Raw genomic sequence first — 16,807 nt, 5'->3', positions numbered from 1 at the left:
CTCTCATACTTTCTAAAGCATAACATGAGAAAATAATAAAAAAATCGTACAAAAGGGCAAGCCTATAATGTACGATTGGGCATATATAACGTTTTAAAAATGAATTAACTTCCTTTCAATAGATACAGCTACTGCTTCTGACCTTGAATTAACACCTAATTTATTATATATATTTGTTAAATACGCTTTTACTGTTCGTTCAGCTATTCCCATATCGAATGCAATTTCTTTATTCTTATTTCCACGCGCAATAGCTTTCAACACAAACAATTCTTTTTCTGTTAAATTATTTTCTTCAACCTTATCAGCATATACTTCTTTCCTTTTATAATTCACTATCTTTTCCATAATATTAGGTTGTAGTAAAATCTCACCTCGAATAGCCGCTTCCAATGTTCGAAACAAATTCTCACGATCCGTATCTTTTAGCAAATATCCTTTTGCTCCTAGCTCAATTCCCTTTAACATTAATTCATCTTCGTTATAAGTTGTTAATATAATAATCGGCGTATGATTTTGTTTTTTATTTAAAGCCTCAATTGTTTCTAAACCACTCATTTTAGGCATATTTAAATCCATTAAAATAACATCAGGTTTCTTTTTTTCTATGAAAGAAAGGGCTTCTTCTCCGTTTGCAGCCTCACCTATAATTTGAAATGAATCACTCGTTTCTATTATTAATTTCAGACCTTCCCTTACAACGAAATGATCATCCACAATTAATACGTTATACTTCATCGCTATCTCCTTCATTATTAATAGGTACTTGAATACACACTTTCGTACCCTTCATCTTTTCACTCAATATATGTATTTCTCCATTAATCAATCGAACTCGCTCATTTAAGCCAATTAAGCCGTAATGTCCAGGATTCTTACCGATATATCCAGTGTCAAAACCAATTCCATTATCTTCAACTTCAATAGTAAGTTTTTCAAGGTTATCACTATATTCAACTTTCAAATTTACATCTTTTGCCTGTGAATGTTTTGCGATATTCGTTAAACATTCACTAATTACATATAAACAATGTTCCTTTACTAATCTTGAAATATGCGGGGGACTTTGAATAGTAAATCTCACATGTATAGACGTAGCCTCAGAAAAACGTTGAACTTCTTCCTCTACAGCTTTATTAAATGAATTAGTAGTATGACGCAAATCATCAATAACCAGCCTTGCGTCATGTAAAGTTTGTCTCGCTCTTATCATAGTTTGTTTCATAATCTCTTGCGATCGCCCTGTATTCCCTTTTTGCATATGGGCTTCTATTGCTTCCAATTGCATAATTAAGCTCGCTACACCTTGCGCTAACGTATCATGTAAATCCCTTGCCATTCGTTGCCTTTCATTAGCTAATGTCAATTCTTCTACTCTCATATATGCAGACTCTAACTCTTGAATGTAGCTCTGTATACGATTACGTGCATCATATTGCTGCTTATTAATATAAGAAAAAGGAATAATAATTGCTAGTACTAAAAGGAACATAGAGATAAGAATAGCTACTTTATTCACACCATAATTCATACTAATCGCAGTACAAAATATGGCATACATGAGAGTGAAAACCGCCATTACTTTAAATATATTGTTATAAACATATAAACTTTGGGCAATTAAAATAGGGGTTAATCCAACAAAAATAGCTATTGAACCATTTGGTACAATAAATGCAGCAAGAAACACAATGAAGAGTTGTACAAAAAAGAAATACAACAATTGTCTATTCTTTAATGAACTTGCATACCAATGAAAGATAGTATGAATAACAATAATTATTGTGAAGAAGAAACTATCCATTGAGAGAATATTATTACGAAATTCTAAAAGCATTGAAGCTATATATACGAGTGTAATCCATAAAACAATAAACCTTCTTGGAATAAATACCGCTTCCAATACATTTGTATCCACGTCTATATTTGAATTCATTTTTTTCATATTCGACCTCCACCATTATATTATACAAGATGCAGCTTACATTTTGATAAAGTGAAACTTTAATTAGTGGGGCTTTCTCCCATCCCCATTACAGAATACAAATATGAAATATTGCATATCGAAATGCATTGATATAATTGTAAGCGCTCACTATAATAAGCGTATAAAGATTTATTGTATCTTACCATTAAAAAAGGAGGCACTCATATGGAAATCGCAATGGCAGTTTTAAAATTTGTAGGTGGAGTAATTCCATTAGTTCAAGAACTTTTAAAAGCATTCATGTAAGGTTATCATTCAGCAATTATCTATAATAATTATCATACAAATGATCTGTATATCAAAAGCAAATTGATATACAGATCATTTGTGTGAGAAAACTTTATACGAGAACTATGTAACCTAGTAGAACAATAATAATGCATCTATCTCAAGTTAGAAAAAGACGCTCACAAGAGCGTCTTTTTCTTATATTACTACGTATTCAGAAGAAACCGATTTTATCAAATAGATAAACGAAGAATTTCTGTTCCCTTTTATTTTTTGATAACCAAATAATCACTCCAACCAAAAATGCTATAATTAATCCTATCAAACCAAGGGGGAACATTTATCGTGCACGGAAAACACATTCAATTTCACAAGTTTGGCAACCCAAAAGATGTATTACAAGTTGAATATAAAAATATAGAACCACTAAAAGAGAATGAAGTTTTGGTCCGTATGTTAGTTAGACCGATTAATCCATCTGACTTAATTCCAATAACCGGAGCGTACGCTCATAGAATTCCTTTACCTAACATACCTGGTTATGAAGGTGTTGGTATTGTAGAAGATGTAGGTGCGGGCGTTACGAGAGACCTTATCGGTAAACGTGTTTTACCGTTACGCGGAGAAGGTACTTGGCAGGAGTATGTGAAGACGTCAGCTGATTTTGTAGTCCCTATCCCTGATTCCATCGATGATTTTACAGCGGCGCAAATGTATATTAACCCTCTTACGGCGTGGGTTACTTGTACAGAAACGTTAAACTTACAGAGTAATGACGTTTTATTAGTGAATGCTTGTGGATCCGCTATTGGACATCTATTTGCGCAGTTATCACAAATTTTAAACTTCCGATTAATTGCTGTTACAAGAAATAATAAGCATACAGAAGAATTACTGCGCCTTGGTGCTGCATATGTAATTGATACTTCCACTGCCCCGCTTTATGAAACTGTTATGGAATTAACAAACGGGCTCGGTGCGGATGCTGCAATTGATTCTATCGGGGGATCGGCTGGAAATGAATTAGCTTTCTCCTTACGTCCAAACGGGCACTTTTTAACGATCGGTCTTCTATCAGGAATACAAGTAAACTGGGCAGAAATTGTCACGAAAGCCAAAGTACACGCGAACATATTTCATTTACGACATTGGAATAAAGAAGTGTCACCATATAAATGGCAAGAAACGTTTCGTCACTTAATTCGCTTAGTAGAAAATAAGCAATTGTGTTTTATGACGGTACATTCTACGTATGACTTAGCAGATGTGAAAGCAGCAGTTGATGTTGTGCAGTCCGCTGAGAAAACGAAAGGGTAACTAACTGTTACGATTTATTTAACCAATTATAACGAAAGTTAATTAAATATATCAGTAAGCCCTGCTAGTCAAGTGATTGGCTAGTAGTGAGGGTTAACTGCGGGCAATCCCTAAAGCTGATTGAACTACAACGTGGCTAGAAATAGTGAGCGTGAATGTCGCGAAAGCAGAAAAAATCAATCAGATCGTGCAAGGTTAAATCCTAAACACTAGAACAATGGGTCTTCCGCCTCGAATCATCTAAGTCAAAATGGATAAGATGAACGTTCAACGACTATCTCGTATAACTGACGAGAGTACATCACAAGCCTATGGTGGTGGAAAAATCCTCTATCTCTAAGTAGATAAACATATAGTCTGCGCTCATGTGAAAACATGAGAAGTTCATAAGAGAACTGGCTAAGGAGTTGCGCCCTTAGTTGAACGAGATAAATTTTATTGAATCTATCAAACTTTATTGATTTTATCGAACGTACGTGCTGTGTTTGATTCGATGAGGTGAGAATAATAATGAAATTTTCACGAGTTAGTCAAGTATCGGAATTAACAGGTTTGCATCCGAGTGGTCTCAGGAGAATGCTGGTGGAACACGCTACGATTCAGAAGAACAAATCTTTCATTAAAGGAGTTACATTCTGATGATATTGGCGAAGAAAGTTAGACTAATTCCAACGCCTGAACAAGAAAAAGTGCTTAGAAACCATGCTGGTGCTGCAAGATTTGCTTATAACTATTGTAAAAGAATGAGTGATAGATATTATAAGCTATTTGGAAAATCTGTTTCACAGTTAGCTTTACAGAAACGATTTACAAAGATCAAGAAGCGAAAGAAATATGAGTGGTTAAAAGACATTAATGCACAAGTTCCTAAACAGGCTTCAAGAGATTTTGATGCGGCGAGAAAAAATTCGTTCAAAAAGTACAAAAATGGTTCTCACACTTCTTATAAATCCAAAAAAGATGTAATCCAAGGATTTTATGCTAATTATGAAAGACTGATTATAGGAAAGAAAGTAGTTCACATTCAGTCTATTGGAGAAGTGAAAACAAGCCAACAACTACCAAGAAATAAAAAACCATCCAATCCAAGAGTTACCTTTGATGGTCGTCACTGGTGGATTAGTGTAGGGTTCCAAGAAGACTTTGAATTACAAGAACTAACGAATGAGTCGATTGGTGTGGATGTTGGTTTAAAAGAGCTTTTTGTAGCTTCTAATGGTATGAAAGAACGAAATATAAACAAAGATGCCAAGGTTAAAAAACTTTTGAAAAGGAAAAAGTCAGCACAAAGAGATATGTCTAGGAGATTTAAAAAAGGTGCAAAAATTCAATCTGCCGGATATGAAAAAGCGAAAGCTGAGCACCTGCGGTTATCTAGGAAAATTACGAATATCCGAACTAACCATATCCATCAAGCAACAGCTAAATTGGTGAAAACCAAACCAATCAGGATTGTTGTGGAAGACTTATCTATTTCAAACCTGTTAAAAAACAAAAAACTATCGAAAGCATTTTCATTTCAAAAATTAAACTTCTTCTTTCAATGTTTGTCATACAAGTGCGAGAAGTACGGCATTGCGTATGTAAAAGCTGATAAATGGTTCGCTTCAAGCAAGATTTGTTCATGTTGCGGCGTAAAATACGACCATTCAGTTCAACCAGAAGGACAGTGGAGTTTAAAAATACGTGAGTGGTGTTGTGTTTCATGTAATAGCCATCACGATAGGGATGTAAATGCTACGATAAATTTATCAAGATGGGTAAAATAAATGCTTGATAATAGGAGGTAACGATACTGCCTCGTGTGGAGTGTTATACCCCTCGTCCCTTTGGGGCTGCGAGAACACTTTGAAGCACTAACTTGTGTAAATTTGATTGAATTGTATAGATTTAGTTAAGTTTATCGTATCGGAAAGTATTTTTGACGAGTTATTAAATGCAAAAGAAGAAGTCTTTTGCATTTACCTTTTAAATAGACTAGATAGTACGTTTAGCAGTCTATAATTGTAATTTTTTGGTACAATTATATTGAAAGGTGAAAGGAGCTTCTAACATGTGGCTAATTTCGGCAATTTGGCCTATTATACTAGTCGGGGGGATTGTAGTATTTGTAATAAAAAGATTGGAACATAAATATAAGCACGGCAATTTGGGTAAGAAAAAATCAAAAGAGGCTCAACTGTTATTAGACAGTTTCATACCTATAGGAATGCTTGTCGGCTGTATAATCGGTTTGATTTTCGGCATGTTTTCCCCCGATTTCTCACTGCTTTCAGTTAGTTTAGGAGCTGGAATAGGCTATTTATTTGGATTTTTCGCCTATGAATTTTATAGCAAGACAGCAAAAGATTTTTGTTAAGCCACAAGGAATAAGCGGGACAGTACATAGTGATCATATAAAATATGTAACTGTCCTTTATTTTTGCATCAATGTTATCAATTTTTCTTCCACATCCTATACACCTTTTTTATTGATGTTTCTCTCCTCTTTCTTTCGCATATCCGCTTTTTTGTTCTTCTCGGCTCTATAACCAAAGTAAAGTAGCGCACATGTAGTAATAGAACCTACAATGTATCCTAAAAAGCCTCCTAACCAAAACATAAAAATTGCCCCCAATCCATTATAAATTTTATGTAGTAGACATCTGTAAACCGCTCTCGGTACCTCGGTTTTTTATTACAGATTGGAAAATCCCCTTAACCATTCCATCCATGAACATTCTGTCTTCTCTATTTTGATTATTATCTATAAAGTTATTTATACCACTAATTCTTCCATTATCTCAAATAACAACTTTATTATAAAGTTTGCACTCACATTACATATATGTAGCATCACTGTTTCTTTTTTCATCTCGCCCTTACAACTGAATTTCACTTCTATAACTTAAAAACAAAAACCCCCTCAAAGCATAAACTTCAAGGGGTGAGCCTGTTTTTTATTTACTTATATACGTACAGCTGTACCACTTACAGCAACCATTAACATTCCATCACGAACAACTTCGTAATCTACGTCAACACCAACGATAGCGTTCGCACCTTTTTGTTTTGCAAGTTCTTTCATTTCATCCATTGCGATATCATGAGCTTCTTTTAGCTTGCTTTCATACGAACCAGCACGACCACCGACAACATCACGAACAGAAGCGAATAAATCGCGGACAATATTTGCACCCATAATAGCTTCACCATTTACAATATCGATATACTCAATAATTTCTTTACCTTGAATTCCAGACGTTGTTGTTACAATCATGACTGACACTCTCCTATAAATTATAATTTTTGATTAGCTTTCTTATATCTTTATTATGACATGGAAAAAGTAACTAATCTATTGAATTACCTTACAGGAGTGTGACAATTTTGTAATAATAAAACGCGCTTTATGTTTCATTTTAATAAAGCGCTTTAATATTGGGATACATAAACGATTCTCTATTTTCTTTCCAATCCTTTTCTACTTCTTTAAAAGTTGGTCGCCCTAATTCTTTATTATTTTCATGTTTACTAAACCATTTTTTCACATACTGATCTCCATTTTTATTTTGAACTGTACAAAGGAAACTATTACTACTATCCTTTAATATTTTTACAATCACGAATAGACACCTCTTCCCTGCTCAATATCATAATAGGACTTGATCTTTTACTATAAGCCCTTCCTCTCTTATAGTCATACGACTCCTCGGTCGCGCCAAAGTTGTAAGATCAAAAAACGATATTCATTATGTTTAAATATGTGACGTACATATTATTTAAAGAAATCAGAGTTATACGCATTGTGCTTATCGAATATTTTATAGATTTCTAACTTATCATCTAATTTTGCATCTACTAAAATTAATATATTGCCATCGTAAATGTATTCTTCATACTTTTTAGCATGTTCTTCTGGAATTCCTAATCCTATAAATGCTCCTATTAAACTTCCAGCTCCTCCGCCAATACCGGCTCCTCCAATAGCTGCTGCGATTGGTCCTGCTGCTACGATTGGACCCATTCCAGAAACGGCAAGTATACCAAGACCTGTTAATAAACCACCGAGTCCGCCTGCTACTCCTCCAGCTACAAGCCCTGTCGCTGAAAAGATATCTGCTTTATGTGCAGTTTCGCTATTCACTTTTTCACCCGATTTTTCTTCCAGATGTTCAATTTCCTTTTGATCCTTTGCAATAGCTGAAATGTTATTTGCTGAGTATCCTTTATCATTTAATTCATTAATAACGAGTGCCGCATCATCAATTGTTCTAAAAACACCTACTATTTTTCTATCTACATTCATAACTATTAACCTCCTAAAGTTTTATATAATGTATCTTTATTTTTCTTCATTTCTGTATACACTAATCTTCTTATTAACATAACCATTTACGAAAAAAGCGAATAGTAAAAGCACTACAAGTGAACTACTTAACAAGTAAATTAAATCAAATGTAATATTAATCATCATTTCATTCATGTATACCAGGCTCCTTTTTATTTAAAGTAAAAGTATATTTTGATAGACTAATCTACTAAACATAGACATCTTACAATTCATCTTCAGTTAATCTCTTTGTAGTATATGTATACCCTTCCTAACCTTTTCTAAACGTAAAAAAACTATAATTATATTTTTCTTATTTATATGTTTAACATTTTTTAAAACGGGTATGTTTATATTGTTATGCTTACTATATGGAAAGGAATATTACGATGAATGTCATTCAATCTACTACTATTTCTTATAATGAAACACCTACAATAACGCAGATTCATCATTTTTATGCTTTAATGACAACATTTCAAACGAATGTATTTATAGGTAAACATGGAGCACTTACTTCTATTAAAAACTTAAGCACATTAGTATCCTTTTTCCTTACTGTCAAAAAGAAAGAACTTGTATTATTTATCTTTGAAGGAATAGATGCAAAAAAAGCTTTAAGAACACTTTTTCCTGCTTAAAAGTTTTATGATCCCCCTATTCCCTCGATTGTTACTTTTCATATATAGTTTTATATTTCAACATGATTTCCTCTATGAAAAACGAACCCCCTAATACAATAGGGGGATTTCTAGTTTGGCCTTACGAAAACTGATATAATATATATTACGTTTTCATTCTTTACGATTGAAAACTTTTAATAATCTTGAAGGTAGGAATTTTTGATGAAATCGAAAGCAAAATTTAGTATTCGTTACAAAATTATGGCTGGTTATTTAGTTATCATTTTGTTCTTACTTATTTCTTTCATTATGCTAAACAATGAGATTTCCAGTTTACAAAAATCTCGTAATTTTATTATTGAGCACGATTTTAAAGTTCTTAATTTAACGAATCAAGTGGAGAAAGATTTACTCACAATTGAAAATAAAACGAAAGGATTTATCACTTCTAATGATGCAAATTACGTTCAATCCCTTAACGCTGCGGAAAAGGATTACGAAAAACATTATCAAGATCTTTTCTCATTATTAGAGGATAACCCATCTCAGCAAGAAAAATTAAAACAGATTAACGAAAACATTACTAGTTGGATTAATAAAGAGATTCACCCACTCATTACAAATAATAATAGTAATAATGTACAAACAATCGACACGACTCAAATTCAGTCCTTACAGTCACAGGTAACTAACTTCCGTAGCACTGAGGAGCAATTAACGAAAAAAAGAGCAGCACAATTAGATACTGAAAATAATAAATTAGAGATTTGGTTATACAGTTTATTGTTCTTACTTTCTTGTATTTCTATTATCATTTCACTCTATATTTCGAATTCCATTACAAAAACGATTAAAAATGTAATTCAAGCTATTAAATCCATTTCTTCTAAAGAAAAAATTACGGAAAGAATTCATGTAAACACACGTGATGAAATAAAAGATCTAGCTCACACAACGAACCACTTACTAGACGAAATATCGAAAAGAGAGTGGTTGCAAACCGAGCTTGCAGAATTAATTTTAATGTATCAAGGTGTATCTTCTATTGAGATGTTAGGTAACAAAATTCTTAGTGGGGTTATACAAAAAACGCAAACTTCTTGCGGTGCATTTTATGTTCGTGAAGAAATTGAAGACACTGTCTACTATGTGAAGAAAGCTTCTTTCGCTGGTCAAGGTCCTGATGTTGGAAAACAGTCTATTAAAATGGGTGAAGGTTTCATTGGACAGTCTGCTTTAGAAAAGAAAAGTTTTATTCTCAGGGATATACCTGAAGAATTCCGTTACGTTACTACTGGATTATTAGAAATACGCCCTAAAAACCTACTAGTCATCCCTATCTTATTTGAGGATGAAGTAATTGCAGTAATGGAGTTAGTAAGTGTAACTGAGATTTCAGACTTGCATCAAGATTTAATTCAACAAACTGTTGATAATTTAGGTTTGACAATCCATAGTATTATGGGACGTATGCGAATTCAAACTCTTTTACATGAATCACAAGCAATGACAGAAGAGCTGCAAGTTCAATCAGAAGAATTACAAACGCAAGCTGAAGAACTACAAATGCAAGCCGAAGAATTACGAACAACGAATGAACAACTAGAGTCTAGAACGGAAGAGGCGGAGCAAAAGACAGCTGACTTACAAATTACTAAATCAGAATTAGAAGAAAAAGCAAGTGAGTTATTACGTAGCTCAAAATACAAATCTGAATTTCTAGCAAATATGTCACATGAATTACGCACACCGTTAAATAGTATTTTACTATTATCTGAAATGTTAAAAGAAAATCATGATAATCATTTATCCGACGATGAAATTGAATTAGCAACCGTCATTCATTCATCAGGGAAAGATTTACTTACTTTAATTAATGACATACTAGATTTATCGAAAGTAGAAGCTGGGAAACTAGATGTAATTTTTGAAGCAACAAATATAAATGACATGGCAGCAAGTATGCATCAAAACTTTTTACATATAGCTGCACAAAAAAATGTCGAATTTACGATTGAAGATAGTGATACAATTCCTGATTTATTTTATACAGATGCAAAACGGATTGAACAAATTATTAAAAACTTATTATCCAATGCATTTAAATTCACGGAAACAGGATCCGTTTCTTTACATTTCGATTCAATAGAAACAACTAATTTAAGTCCTGATATGCAATCTATCAGTAATGATTGGATGAAAATTTCGGTAAAAGATACTGGTATCGGTATCGCTAAAGAACAGCATCAACTTATTTTTGAAGCCTTTCAACAGGCAGATGGCGCAACGATTCGGAAATATGGTGGTACAGGCTTAGGATTATCTATTTGTAAAGAATTTGCTAGATTGTTAGGTGGTTGGATTACGTTAGAGAGTCATGTAGGAGAAGGCAGTACTTTCACTGTATATATTCCTAACCTTCCAAATGGATTACATGATATACAGTTATCCAATTTAGAAGTTGCAGCAACGATAGAAGATGTTATTCCTGCTGAAGTTGCGGAAGAGACTATCGTGACTCCAGAAACAAATAACGTCTTCCAAGAGAAAACTATTTTAATTGTCGATGATGATCACCGAAATATATTTGCATTACAAAATGCATTAAAAAAACAACATGCCAACATTATTACTGCACAAAATGGTATAGAGTGTTTAGACATACTAAAAAACAATACAAATATTGACCTTATTTTAATGGATATTATGATGCCGAATATGGACGGTTATGAAACGATGGAACATATCCGAATGAACTTAGGGTTACATGAAATACCTATTATCGCATTAACTGCGAAAGCAATGCCAAATGATAAAGAGAAATGTTTATCTGCTGGTGCTTCAGATTATATAAGTAAACCATTAAATTTACATCAACTTTATTCGGTAATGAGTGTATGGTTAATAAAATAAGTGAGGTTTAGTTTAAGTGGAAAATAAGTATTATAATTTTGATCCATCTGTAGATATGGATAAGCGTACGAACTTAGAAATTGAATTACTATTAGAAGCGGTATTTAAACTATCTGGCTTCGATTTCCGCCAATATGCTCGTACATCTATTTATAGAAGAATTTGTAATCGAATGCAGATCTCTAATATCCCAACCATTTCAAAGTTAATTGAAAAAGTAATTCATGAGGAAGGGTTTTTAGAACAGTTATTAAATGATTTCTCCATTAATGTAACTGAAATGTTCCGTAACCCTAACTTTTTTAAAGCGCTAAGAGAGCATGTCATTCCTGAATTAAAAAAGTATCCTGAAATTAGAATTTGGCACGCTGGATGCGCAACTGGTGAAGAAGTATTATCCATGTCCATCTTACTTCACGAAGAAGGATTAAGTGAAAAAGCTGTTATTTATGCAACAGATATGAATACAAATGTGTTAGAAAAAGCAAAACAAGCTATCCTTCCGTTAAATAAAATGCAAACTTATACGAAAAATTATTTACAAGCTGGCGGTACACAAGCATTTTCTAACTATTATTCAACAGATAATCGCTTTGCTTATTTTAATCCGTCACTTTTACAAAACATTATTTTTGCGCAGCATAATTTAGTAACTGATCAATCTTTTAACGAATTTCATATTATACTTTGCCGTAACGTTTTAATTTACTTTACGAGTAAACTTCAAAACCAAGTACAACAACTATTTTATGAAAGCTTAGGTCACAATGGATTCCTATGTTTAGGAAATAAAGAAACTCTACGTTTTTCCGATATAATGCCGCATTATATCCAATTTAATCCGAACGAACAAATCTATCAAAAAATACAATAAAAGCGTATGAAATCCTCTGTTTGGATTTCATACGCTTTTTATTTCGCATTCGTTTGTATCATAATTAGACACATATCATCTGATTGCGCTTTCTTTTGTTCTTCCTTGTAAAACCCTTCTATCTCTTCTTCTAAATCTCCCCATTTTCTTTCTGTAAAAGTACGTAATTTCTCTTCAGCCTCAAATTCATCATTTGCAATTGCTTCAAGAACACCATCTGTAAACAATAATATTTGAGCGTTCTTCTCAAAAGGTATAACTGTCTTTTTAACTTTTATTTCATCAAAAAATCCTACCGCACAACTCCCGCGATCTAGTTCAACTACATTTGTTTCATCAACTAAAACATATCCAGAAGGATGCCCTGCATTTACATATTCAACTGTTCTATCTTCTGTATTAACAACTAAGTATATAGCCGTAAAATAATAGGGAATATTATCATTTTCATTATGTAAAAGGGTCATATATTTATTTAATTCTTTAATAACGAGTTCTGGATCAATTAAACATTTAATTGTTTCACGTAATACAGACGAAATAAACATACAAACTAATGAAGCAGATACACCATGTCCCATCACATCTAATAATATAATACCGTAGCGATTTTCATCGATTTTATACCAATAATACATATCTCCAGCTAGTTTAAATGAAGGTAAGTAACTTGCTTCAATTTTTATATGATCTTCTCTTAATGGGCTACTTAATAAGTTTCTTTGTACTTGCGTAGCTAAATCTAATTCATTCCGAAGATTTTCTTCTTGTTCTTTATGCCAATTTAATTCCGATTTCAAGCGTAACGCTACACGCATACGTGCTAATAGTTCAACTTTATTTATAGGTTTGGTAATATAATCCATTGCCCCCATATCAAGAGCTTCGGCCAATTTATTTGCATCCTCTAAAGCTGTAACAAAAATAATAGGAATATCTTTAAACTTCTCCTCTTTTTGTAATCGCCTACAAACTTCAAGTCCATCAATTTCAGGCATCATAATATCTAATAGTATTAAATCAATTTCATTATGCCTGGAAGAATCTTTTCCAAACTGTATGTATTCGAAGAGCTCTTGTGCAGAATTGAGCGATACAAGATCATGATATCCGGCTTGTTTTAAAATCTTCTCAATTACAAATATGTTAACCGGATTATCATCAACAATTAAAATGGACACAAGTTATTTCCCCTTTTCTTATTTAAAATGTAAATCTATTATCATTTTCTATTTTTCTAGTATTACATACTCAGTTACAAAATGAAAATTTCCTACTCATATATATTTTTTATACAACAAAAGAACAAACCCCTAGAAATAGGAATTTGTTCTTTCACTCTATAAATTTCTACTTTTAATTTAACACCATTGCTTTATCATTTAAAAGACGATCTAATTCTTCCATATGATTTGTTTCATCTGCAATCATATCTTCTAGCTTTACAACTAATTCTGTCATATTTAATTTCGCTGCCTGTTCTTTTCTCGTTTCATAACGCTTAATTGTTTCATATTCTGATTGTCTAGCGGATTCTAACATTTCTCTAACATCTTCTACTTGTTTCACTGGTAAAGGGATCGTAGTAGGTGTACCACCTAACGTCTTAATTTTCTCCGCTAAATATAGGGCATGTCCTTGTTCATCACTAATTTCAGATTCAAAGAAAGGTTTTAACACTTGTCTATATATACCAGAAACTGTAGCTGCATTATGGTTATACATAATAATTGCTGAGTATTCTCCTGCTAAATCTTCATTCAATCCTTCGATTAGTTCTTTCACATCGTGTGACATTTTTATATCTCCTCCTATACTTAATAACTACCCCTTTTCTCATGTTTTAAACATAATGATTTTAAATTTTTATGTATCTAAAAATGCTGCTTGCTTCAATTTACTTATCGCTTGTCTTTTAATACGAGAAACGTGCATTTGTGAAATACCTAACCGTTCCCCTGTATCTTTTTGATTTAAATTTTCTCCAAATATATAATGAATAACACTCTTTTCTGTCTCATTTAATACGTTAAAAATATCCTTTAAAACGAGACGCCTTTCTGTCTCTTCATATCCTTGCTCTACTTCACCTACAGATTCAATCCTCGCTACCGAACTGCCATCAGATGAATTTTCAACTACATCATCTAAGGAAGATACGCGATAATTATTTTTCGCATCCATAATTTCTAGCACTTCCTCTTCGGATAGTCCTAAATGATCTGCAATCTCTATAATCTTGGGTGAACGCTGCAAACGATCTGTTAGCTCCTCTATCGCAAGTTTAATCTTCCCGCCTAAATCTTTAATTCGCCTTGGAACGTGAATACCCCAAGTTTTATCACGTAAATATTTCTTTATTTCGCCTACTATTGTAGGTATTGCAAACGGCTCAAAAGCATTCCCTATCGAATAATCATACCTTCTTATTGCACCTAAGAGCCCTAACATTCCTACTTGTATAATATCTTCATGCATCGGCCCACCTTTTGAATAGCGATATGCAATGGAATATACGAGATTTTTATAGTGATTAACCAATCTTTCCTGTGCTTCATCACATTGGTTTTGTTGGAAGTCTGCAATTAGTTTAATAACGTCTTCTTTAGTAAGATTTGTAGGTTGAGATTGGATTTCCATCATTCTCCACCTGCTCTCTTTGTATATATTTTGTCATTAAAACTGTCATGCCCTCATCATGCATAATTTGTATATCATCCATTAACGTATTGATTAAATATAAACCTAAACCATTTTCTGGCAAATACTCTACTGGTTTATTAATATCATACGGACCAACTTTACTTTTTAAGCTATTAAAATCAAAGCTAACTCCATTATCCGCGGCCATAATTTCTAATCGATCTTCATATAGGCCAAAGACAATTGTAATTTCTCCAACGTCTTCTTTATATGCATGTTGTACAATGTTTGTACATGCTTCACTAATAGCAATTTTCATATCTTCTATATCGTCATAAGCAAAACCCATTCGATTCGCAACACCAGCCATTGTTAAACGAATAATAGCCACATATTCTGCTTTTGCAGGAATTTTCATTTCTATCTTTTCAAATCTCTCCATCATCCCTAGTCACCTTCTTTCTACTTTTTCAAAATCGGAATTCAAATTTAATATTTCTGTTAGCCCTGTAATATCAAATAATCTTTTTAGCCTTTTAGACACACCAGTAAACTCTAGCTTCCCATCATTTCTCTTAACTGCTTTTAATAAAGCTATAAAAACTCCTAAGCCTGTACTATCCATATAATCTACGTTATGAAAATCTACTACAATATGAACCTCTTTTTCACTTGCAATAGGCATGATCTTATTTTTCAAATCTGATGCTGTATATGCATCAATTTCACCATTAAGTTGTACCGTATAACCTACATCATTTTGCAAAATATTTATTTCCAAATTCATCATTTCCGCCCCCTTATCTCAAACTACTACTATTTAATTACCCTTAAAAATTAGTTTTAAACATATTTTTTCATTTTAATTATAAATAAATTTTCTACACCTTTCTCAGCTTAATACTAAAAAAATACTACCAAATGTTTAAACTTTATAAATTTGTGTATGTATAATGTATAAACATTATTTTTAGGGGGATCTATCTATGGAAGAGCACAACTTTAAAAAGGGAGATTTCGTTCAATTTTCTTATCGACACGATCATGCTACAAAATTAGTTGGTTCCATTATTAACATACTAACGAATACAATTGTAGTTGATATAGGTAATAACGAGGACTTATCTCATATAGAGCCACGGCAGGTCGTAAGAATAAGCAGTTGTAAAAAAGTAACGATGGCTTAATACATAATAGAAAGTGTAATTTTAATGAGTGGGGGGTTCTTCATCCTCCACTCATTTCTATGTAGATTACATTAAAAAAGCATCCAAATTAGTTTAATTGGATGCTTTTTTATGTATATTTATCAGTTTATTCACTTTATAGTTATATATAATAAACTCAAGATTACTATTCATTACCATACTTACGCTTTCCGTAGCATTCTAGAAAAGAATGTAACGATTAAAATAAAGACGATTGCACCTAATAACGCCGGAAGAATAAAGATGCCTCCCCATTCAGGACCCCAATGACCAAATAACGCACTACCTACCCAAGATCCGATTAATCCGGCAATCACGTTACCAACTATACCTAACGGAAAGTCTTTTCCTGTAATCATTCCAGCTAACGCACCAATAAGTCCACCTACAATACACGTAATAATAAGTCCCACAATTAAACCTCCTATATTCGTTTTATATTGGATTCATCAAGCTTTAGTATGTAACCAAAGCTTGATGAACATATATTATTCTTTATTATCCAATTCATCGCTTATCTTTTGTTTCACTTTTCCGACTTTTTCTTTTATCGTTCCCTTCGTTTTTTCCCACTTCCCTTCATTTTTCAACTCTCTATCTTCTGTAACTTCACCAATTCCTTCTTTTACTTGTCCTTTTTTCTTTTCAACTTTACCTGTAATTTGTTCTTTTAGTCCGTTCTCACTCATATTTACAATCTCC

Annotated in this window: 22 protein-coding genes and 1 pseudogene; 9 read left to right on the top strand and 14 right to left on the bottom strand. The window is 32.8% G+C overall.

Annotation, left to right across the window (positions count from 1 at the left end; translation table 11 throughout):
* Window positions 1-93: 93 nt before the first annotated feature.
* Together CGQ22_RS22415 and CGQ22_RS22410 are read right to left on the bottom strand one after the other, a co-directional pair.
* Window positions 94-738 (bottom strand): response regulator, encoded by a 645-nt coding sequence (locus tag CGQ22_RS22415; protein WP_000876838.1) that lies wholly within the window; start codon window positions 736-738, stop codon window positions 94-96.
* On the bottom strand, window positions 728-1,945 hold the full coding sequence (locus CGQ22_RS22410) for a sensor histidine kinase (protein WP_000738695.1): 1,218 nt from the start codon (window positions 1,943-1,945) through the stop codon (window positions 728-730). The genes CGQ22_RS22415 and CGQ22_RS22410 overlap by 11 nt, the downstream gene beginning before the upstream one ends.
* Window positions 1,946-2,048: 103 nt before the next feature.
* Here CGQ22_RS22410 and CGQ22_RS32795 point away from each other — a divergent pair.
* From CGQ22_RS32795 to CGQ22_RS22395, 5 genes and pseudogenes are all read left to right on the top strand, one after another.
* Window positions 2,049-2,233, top strand: a pseudogene (locus tag CGQ22_RS32795) (hypothetical protein).
* A 327-nt stretch (window positions 2,234-2,560) separates the two neighbouring features.
* On the top strand, window positions 2,561-3,532 hold the full coding sequence (locus tag CGQ22_RS22405; protein WP_000546057.1) for a zinc-dependent alcohol dehydrogenase family protein: 972 nt from the start codon (window positions 2,561-2,563) through the stop codon (window positions 3,530-3,532).
* A 510-nt stretch (window positions 3,533-4,042) separates the two neighbouring features.
* The gene (locus tag CGQ22_RS32575; protein WP_000672782.1) at window positions 4,043-4,171 is read left to right on the top strand and encodes a hypothetical protein; all 129 of its coding nucleotides are present in this window, start codon (window positions 4,043-4,045) and stop codon (window positions 4,169-4,171) included.
* Window positions 4,171-5,301 (top strand): RNA-guided endonuclease InsQ/TnpB family protein, encoded by a 1,131-nt coding sequence (locus CGQ22_RS22400; RefSeq protein ID WP_000599318.1) that lies wholly within the window; start codon window positions 4,171-4,173, stop codon window positions 5,299-5,301. Before CGQ22_RS32575 ends, CGQ22_RS22400 begins: the two co-directional genes overlap by 1 nt.
* A gap of 284 nt (window positions 5,302-5,585) precedes the next feature.
* Window positions 5,586-5,891 carry a hypothetical protein gene (locus tag CGQ22_RS22395; RefSeq protein WP_061883859.1) on the top strand — a complete coding sequence of 102 codons (306 nt, stop codon included), beginning with the start codon at window positions 5,586-5,588 and terminating at the stop codon, window positions 5,889-5,891.
* A gap of 96 nt (window positions 5,892-5,987) precedes the next feature.
* Here CGQ22_RS22395 and CGQ22_RS32120 read toward each other — a convergent pair whose 3' ends face one another.
* From CGQ22_RS32120 to CGQ22_RS32115, 5 genes are all read right to left on the bottom strand, one after another.
* Entirely contained in the window at window positions 5,988-6,134 is a 147-nt protein-coding gene (locus tag CGQ22_RS32120) for a hypothetical protein (RefSeq protein ID WP_000498642.1), read from the bottom strand.
* A 345-nt stretch (window positions 6,135-6,479) separates the two neighbouring features.
* Entirely contained in the window at window positions 6,480-6,791 is a 312-nt protein-coding gene (locus CGQ22_RS22390; protein ID WP_089149380.1) for a YbjQ family protein, read from the bottom strand.
* 142 nt (window positions 6,792-6,933) lie between these two features.
* Window positions 6,934-7,137, bottom strand: coding sequence for a DUF4028 family protein (locus CGQ22_RS22385; protein ID WP_000635853.1), 204 nt, complete (start codon window positions 7,135-7,137; stop codon window positions 6,934-6,936).
* Between the two features lie 152 nt (window positions 7,138-7,289).
* Entirely contained in the window at window positions 7,290-7,820 is a 531-nt protein-coding gene (locus CGQ22_RS22380) for a general stress protein (RefSeq protein ID WP_001100093.1), read from the bottom strand.
* A gap of 36 nt (window positions 7,821-7,856) precedes the next feature.
* Window positions 7,857-7,997: a hypothetical protein gene (locus CGQ22_RS32115; RefSeq protein ID WP_001004571.1), complete on the bottom strand. Its 141-nt coding sequence runs from the start codon at window positions 7,995-7,997 to the stop codon at window positions 7,857-7,859.
* A gap of 236 nt (window positions 7,998-8,233) precedes the next feature.
* Here CGQ22_RS32115 and CGQ22_RS22370 point away from each other — a divergent pair, with 236 nt between their 5' ends.
* The 3 genes from CGQ22_RS22370 to CGQ22_RS22360 all read left to right on the top strand — a co-directional run bounded on the left by CGQ22_RS22370 (window position 8,234) and on the right by CGQ22_RS22360 (window position 12,254).
* On the top strand, window positions 8,234-8,485 hold the full coding sequence (locus CGQ22_RS22370) for a hypothetical protein (RefSeq protein ID WP_001100943.1): 252 nt from the start codon (window positions 8,234-8,236) through the stop codon (window positions 8,483-8,485).
* Window positions 8,486-8,689: 204 nt separating this feature from the next.
* Window positions 8,690-11,380: an ATP-binding protein gene (locus CGQ22_RS22365; RefSeq protein ID WP_000836702.1), complete on the top strand. Its 2,691-nt coding sequence runs from the start codon at window positions 8,690-8,692 to the stop codon at window positions 11,378-11,380.
* A gap of 16 nt (window positions 11,381-11,396) precedes the next feature.
* Window positions 11,397-12,254 (top strand): CheR family methyltransferase, encoded by an 858-nt coding sequence (locus CGQ22_RS22360; protein WP_000429029.1) that lies wholly within the window; start codon window positions 11,397-11,399, stop codon window positions 12,252-12,254.
* Window positions 12,255-12,292: 38 nt separating this feature from the next.
* Here the strand turns inward: CGQ22_RS22360 and CGQ22_RS22355 are convergent, their stop codons facing one another.
* The 5 genes from CGQ22_RS22355 to rsbV all read right to left on the bottom strand — a co-directional run bounded on the left by CGQ22_RS22355 (window position 12,293) and on the right by rsbV (window position 15,687).
* A complete protein-coding gene (locus tag CGQ22_RS22355) occupies window positions 12,293-13,435 on the bottom strand; it encodes a fused response regulator/phosphatase (RefSeq protein ID WP_000025519.1) in 1,143 nt (380 codons plus the stop codon).
* Between the two features lie 175 nt (window positions 13,436-13,610).
* Window positions 13,611-14,051, bottom strand: coding sequence for a ferritin-like domain-containing protein (locus CGQ22_RS22350; RefSeq protein ID WP_000017755.1), 441 nt, complete (start codon window positions 14,049-14,051; stop codon window positions 13,611-13,613).
* 69 nt (window positions 14,052-14,120) lie between these two features.
* Window positions 14,121-14,897 (bottom strand): RNA polymerase sigma factor SigB, encoded by a 777-nt coding sequence (gene sigB / locus CGQ22_RS22345; RefSeq protein ID WP_016117354.1) that lies wholly within the window; start codon window positions 14,895-14,897, stop codon window positions 14,121-14,123.
* Window positions 14,860-15,342, bottom strand: coding sequence for an anti-sigma B factor RsbW (rsbW, locus tag CGQ22_RS22340; RefSeq protein ID WP_002163876.1), 483 nt, complete (start codon window positions 15,340-15,342; stop codon window positions 14,860-14,862). The genes sigB and rsbW overlap by 38 nt, the downstream gene beginning before the upstream one ends.
* A 6-nt stretch (window positions 15,343-15,348) precedes the next feature.
* Window positions 15,349-15,687, bottom strand: a complete 339-nt coding sequence (gene rsbV, locus CGQ22_RS22335) for an anti sigma b factor antagonist RsbV (RefSeq protein ID WP_003300267.1) — start codon at window positions 15,685-15,687, stop codon at window positions 15,349-15,351.
* Window positions 15,688-15,883: 196 nt separating this feature from the next.
* Here rsbV and CGQ22_RS22330 point away from each other — a divergent pair, with 196 nt between their 5' ends.
* Entirely contained in the window at window positions 15,884-16,084 is a 201-nt protein-coding gene (locus tag CGQ22_RS22330; RefSeq protein ID WP_000390998.1) for a hypothetical protein, read from the top strand.
* Between the two features lie 182 nt (window positions 16,085-16,266).
* On the opposite strand, the gene CGQ22_RS22325 is transcribed toward CGQ22_RS22330, so the two are convergent.
* Together CGQ22_RS22325 and CGQ22_RS22320 are read right to left on the bottom strand one after the other, a co-directional pair.
* Complete coding sequence (locus tag CGQ22_RS22325; protein WP_000522902.1) at window positions 16,267-16,518, bottom strand: GlsB/YeaQ/YmgE family stress response membrane protein; 252 nt, start codon at window positions 16,516-16,518, stop codon at window positions 16,267-16,269.
* A 75-nt stretch (window positions 16,519-16,593) separates the two neighbouring features.
* The gene (locus CGQ22_RS22320; RefSeq protein WP_001293464.1) at window positions 16,594-16,794 is read right to left on the bottom strand and encodes a CsbD family protein; all 201 of its coding nucleotides are present in this window, start codon (window positions 16,792-16,794) and stop codon (window positions 16,594-16,596) included.
* Window positions 16,795-16,807 lie beyond the last annotated feature (13 nt).

Origin of the sequence: Bacillus sp. M13(2017) (assembly GCF_002218325.1) — a bacterium.
Taxonomy (GTDB): domain Bacteria; phylum Bacillota; class Bacilli; order Bacillales; family Bacillaceae_G; genus Bacillus_A; species Bacillus_A thuringiensis_K.
Note: the sequence above shows the minus strand (reverse complement) of the source record. Positions and strands in the feature narration are given on the sequence as shown.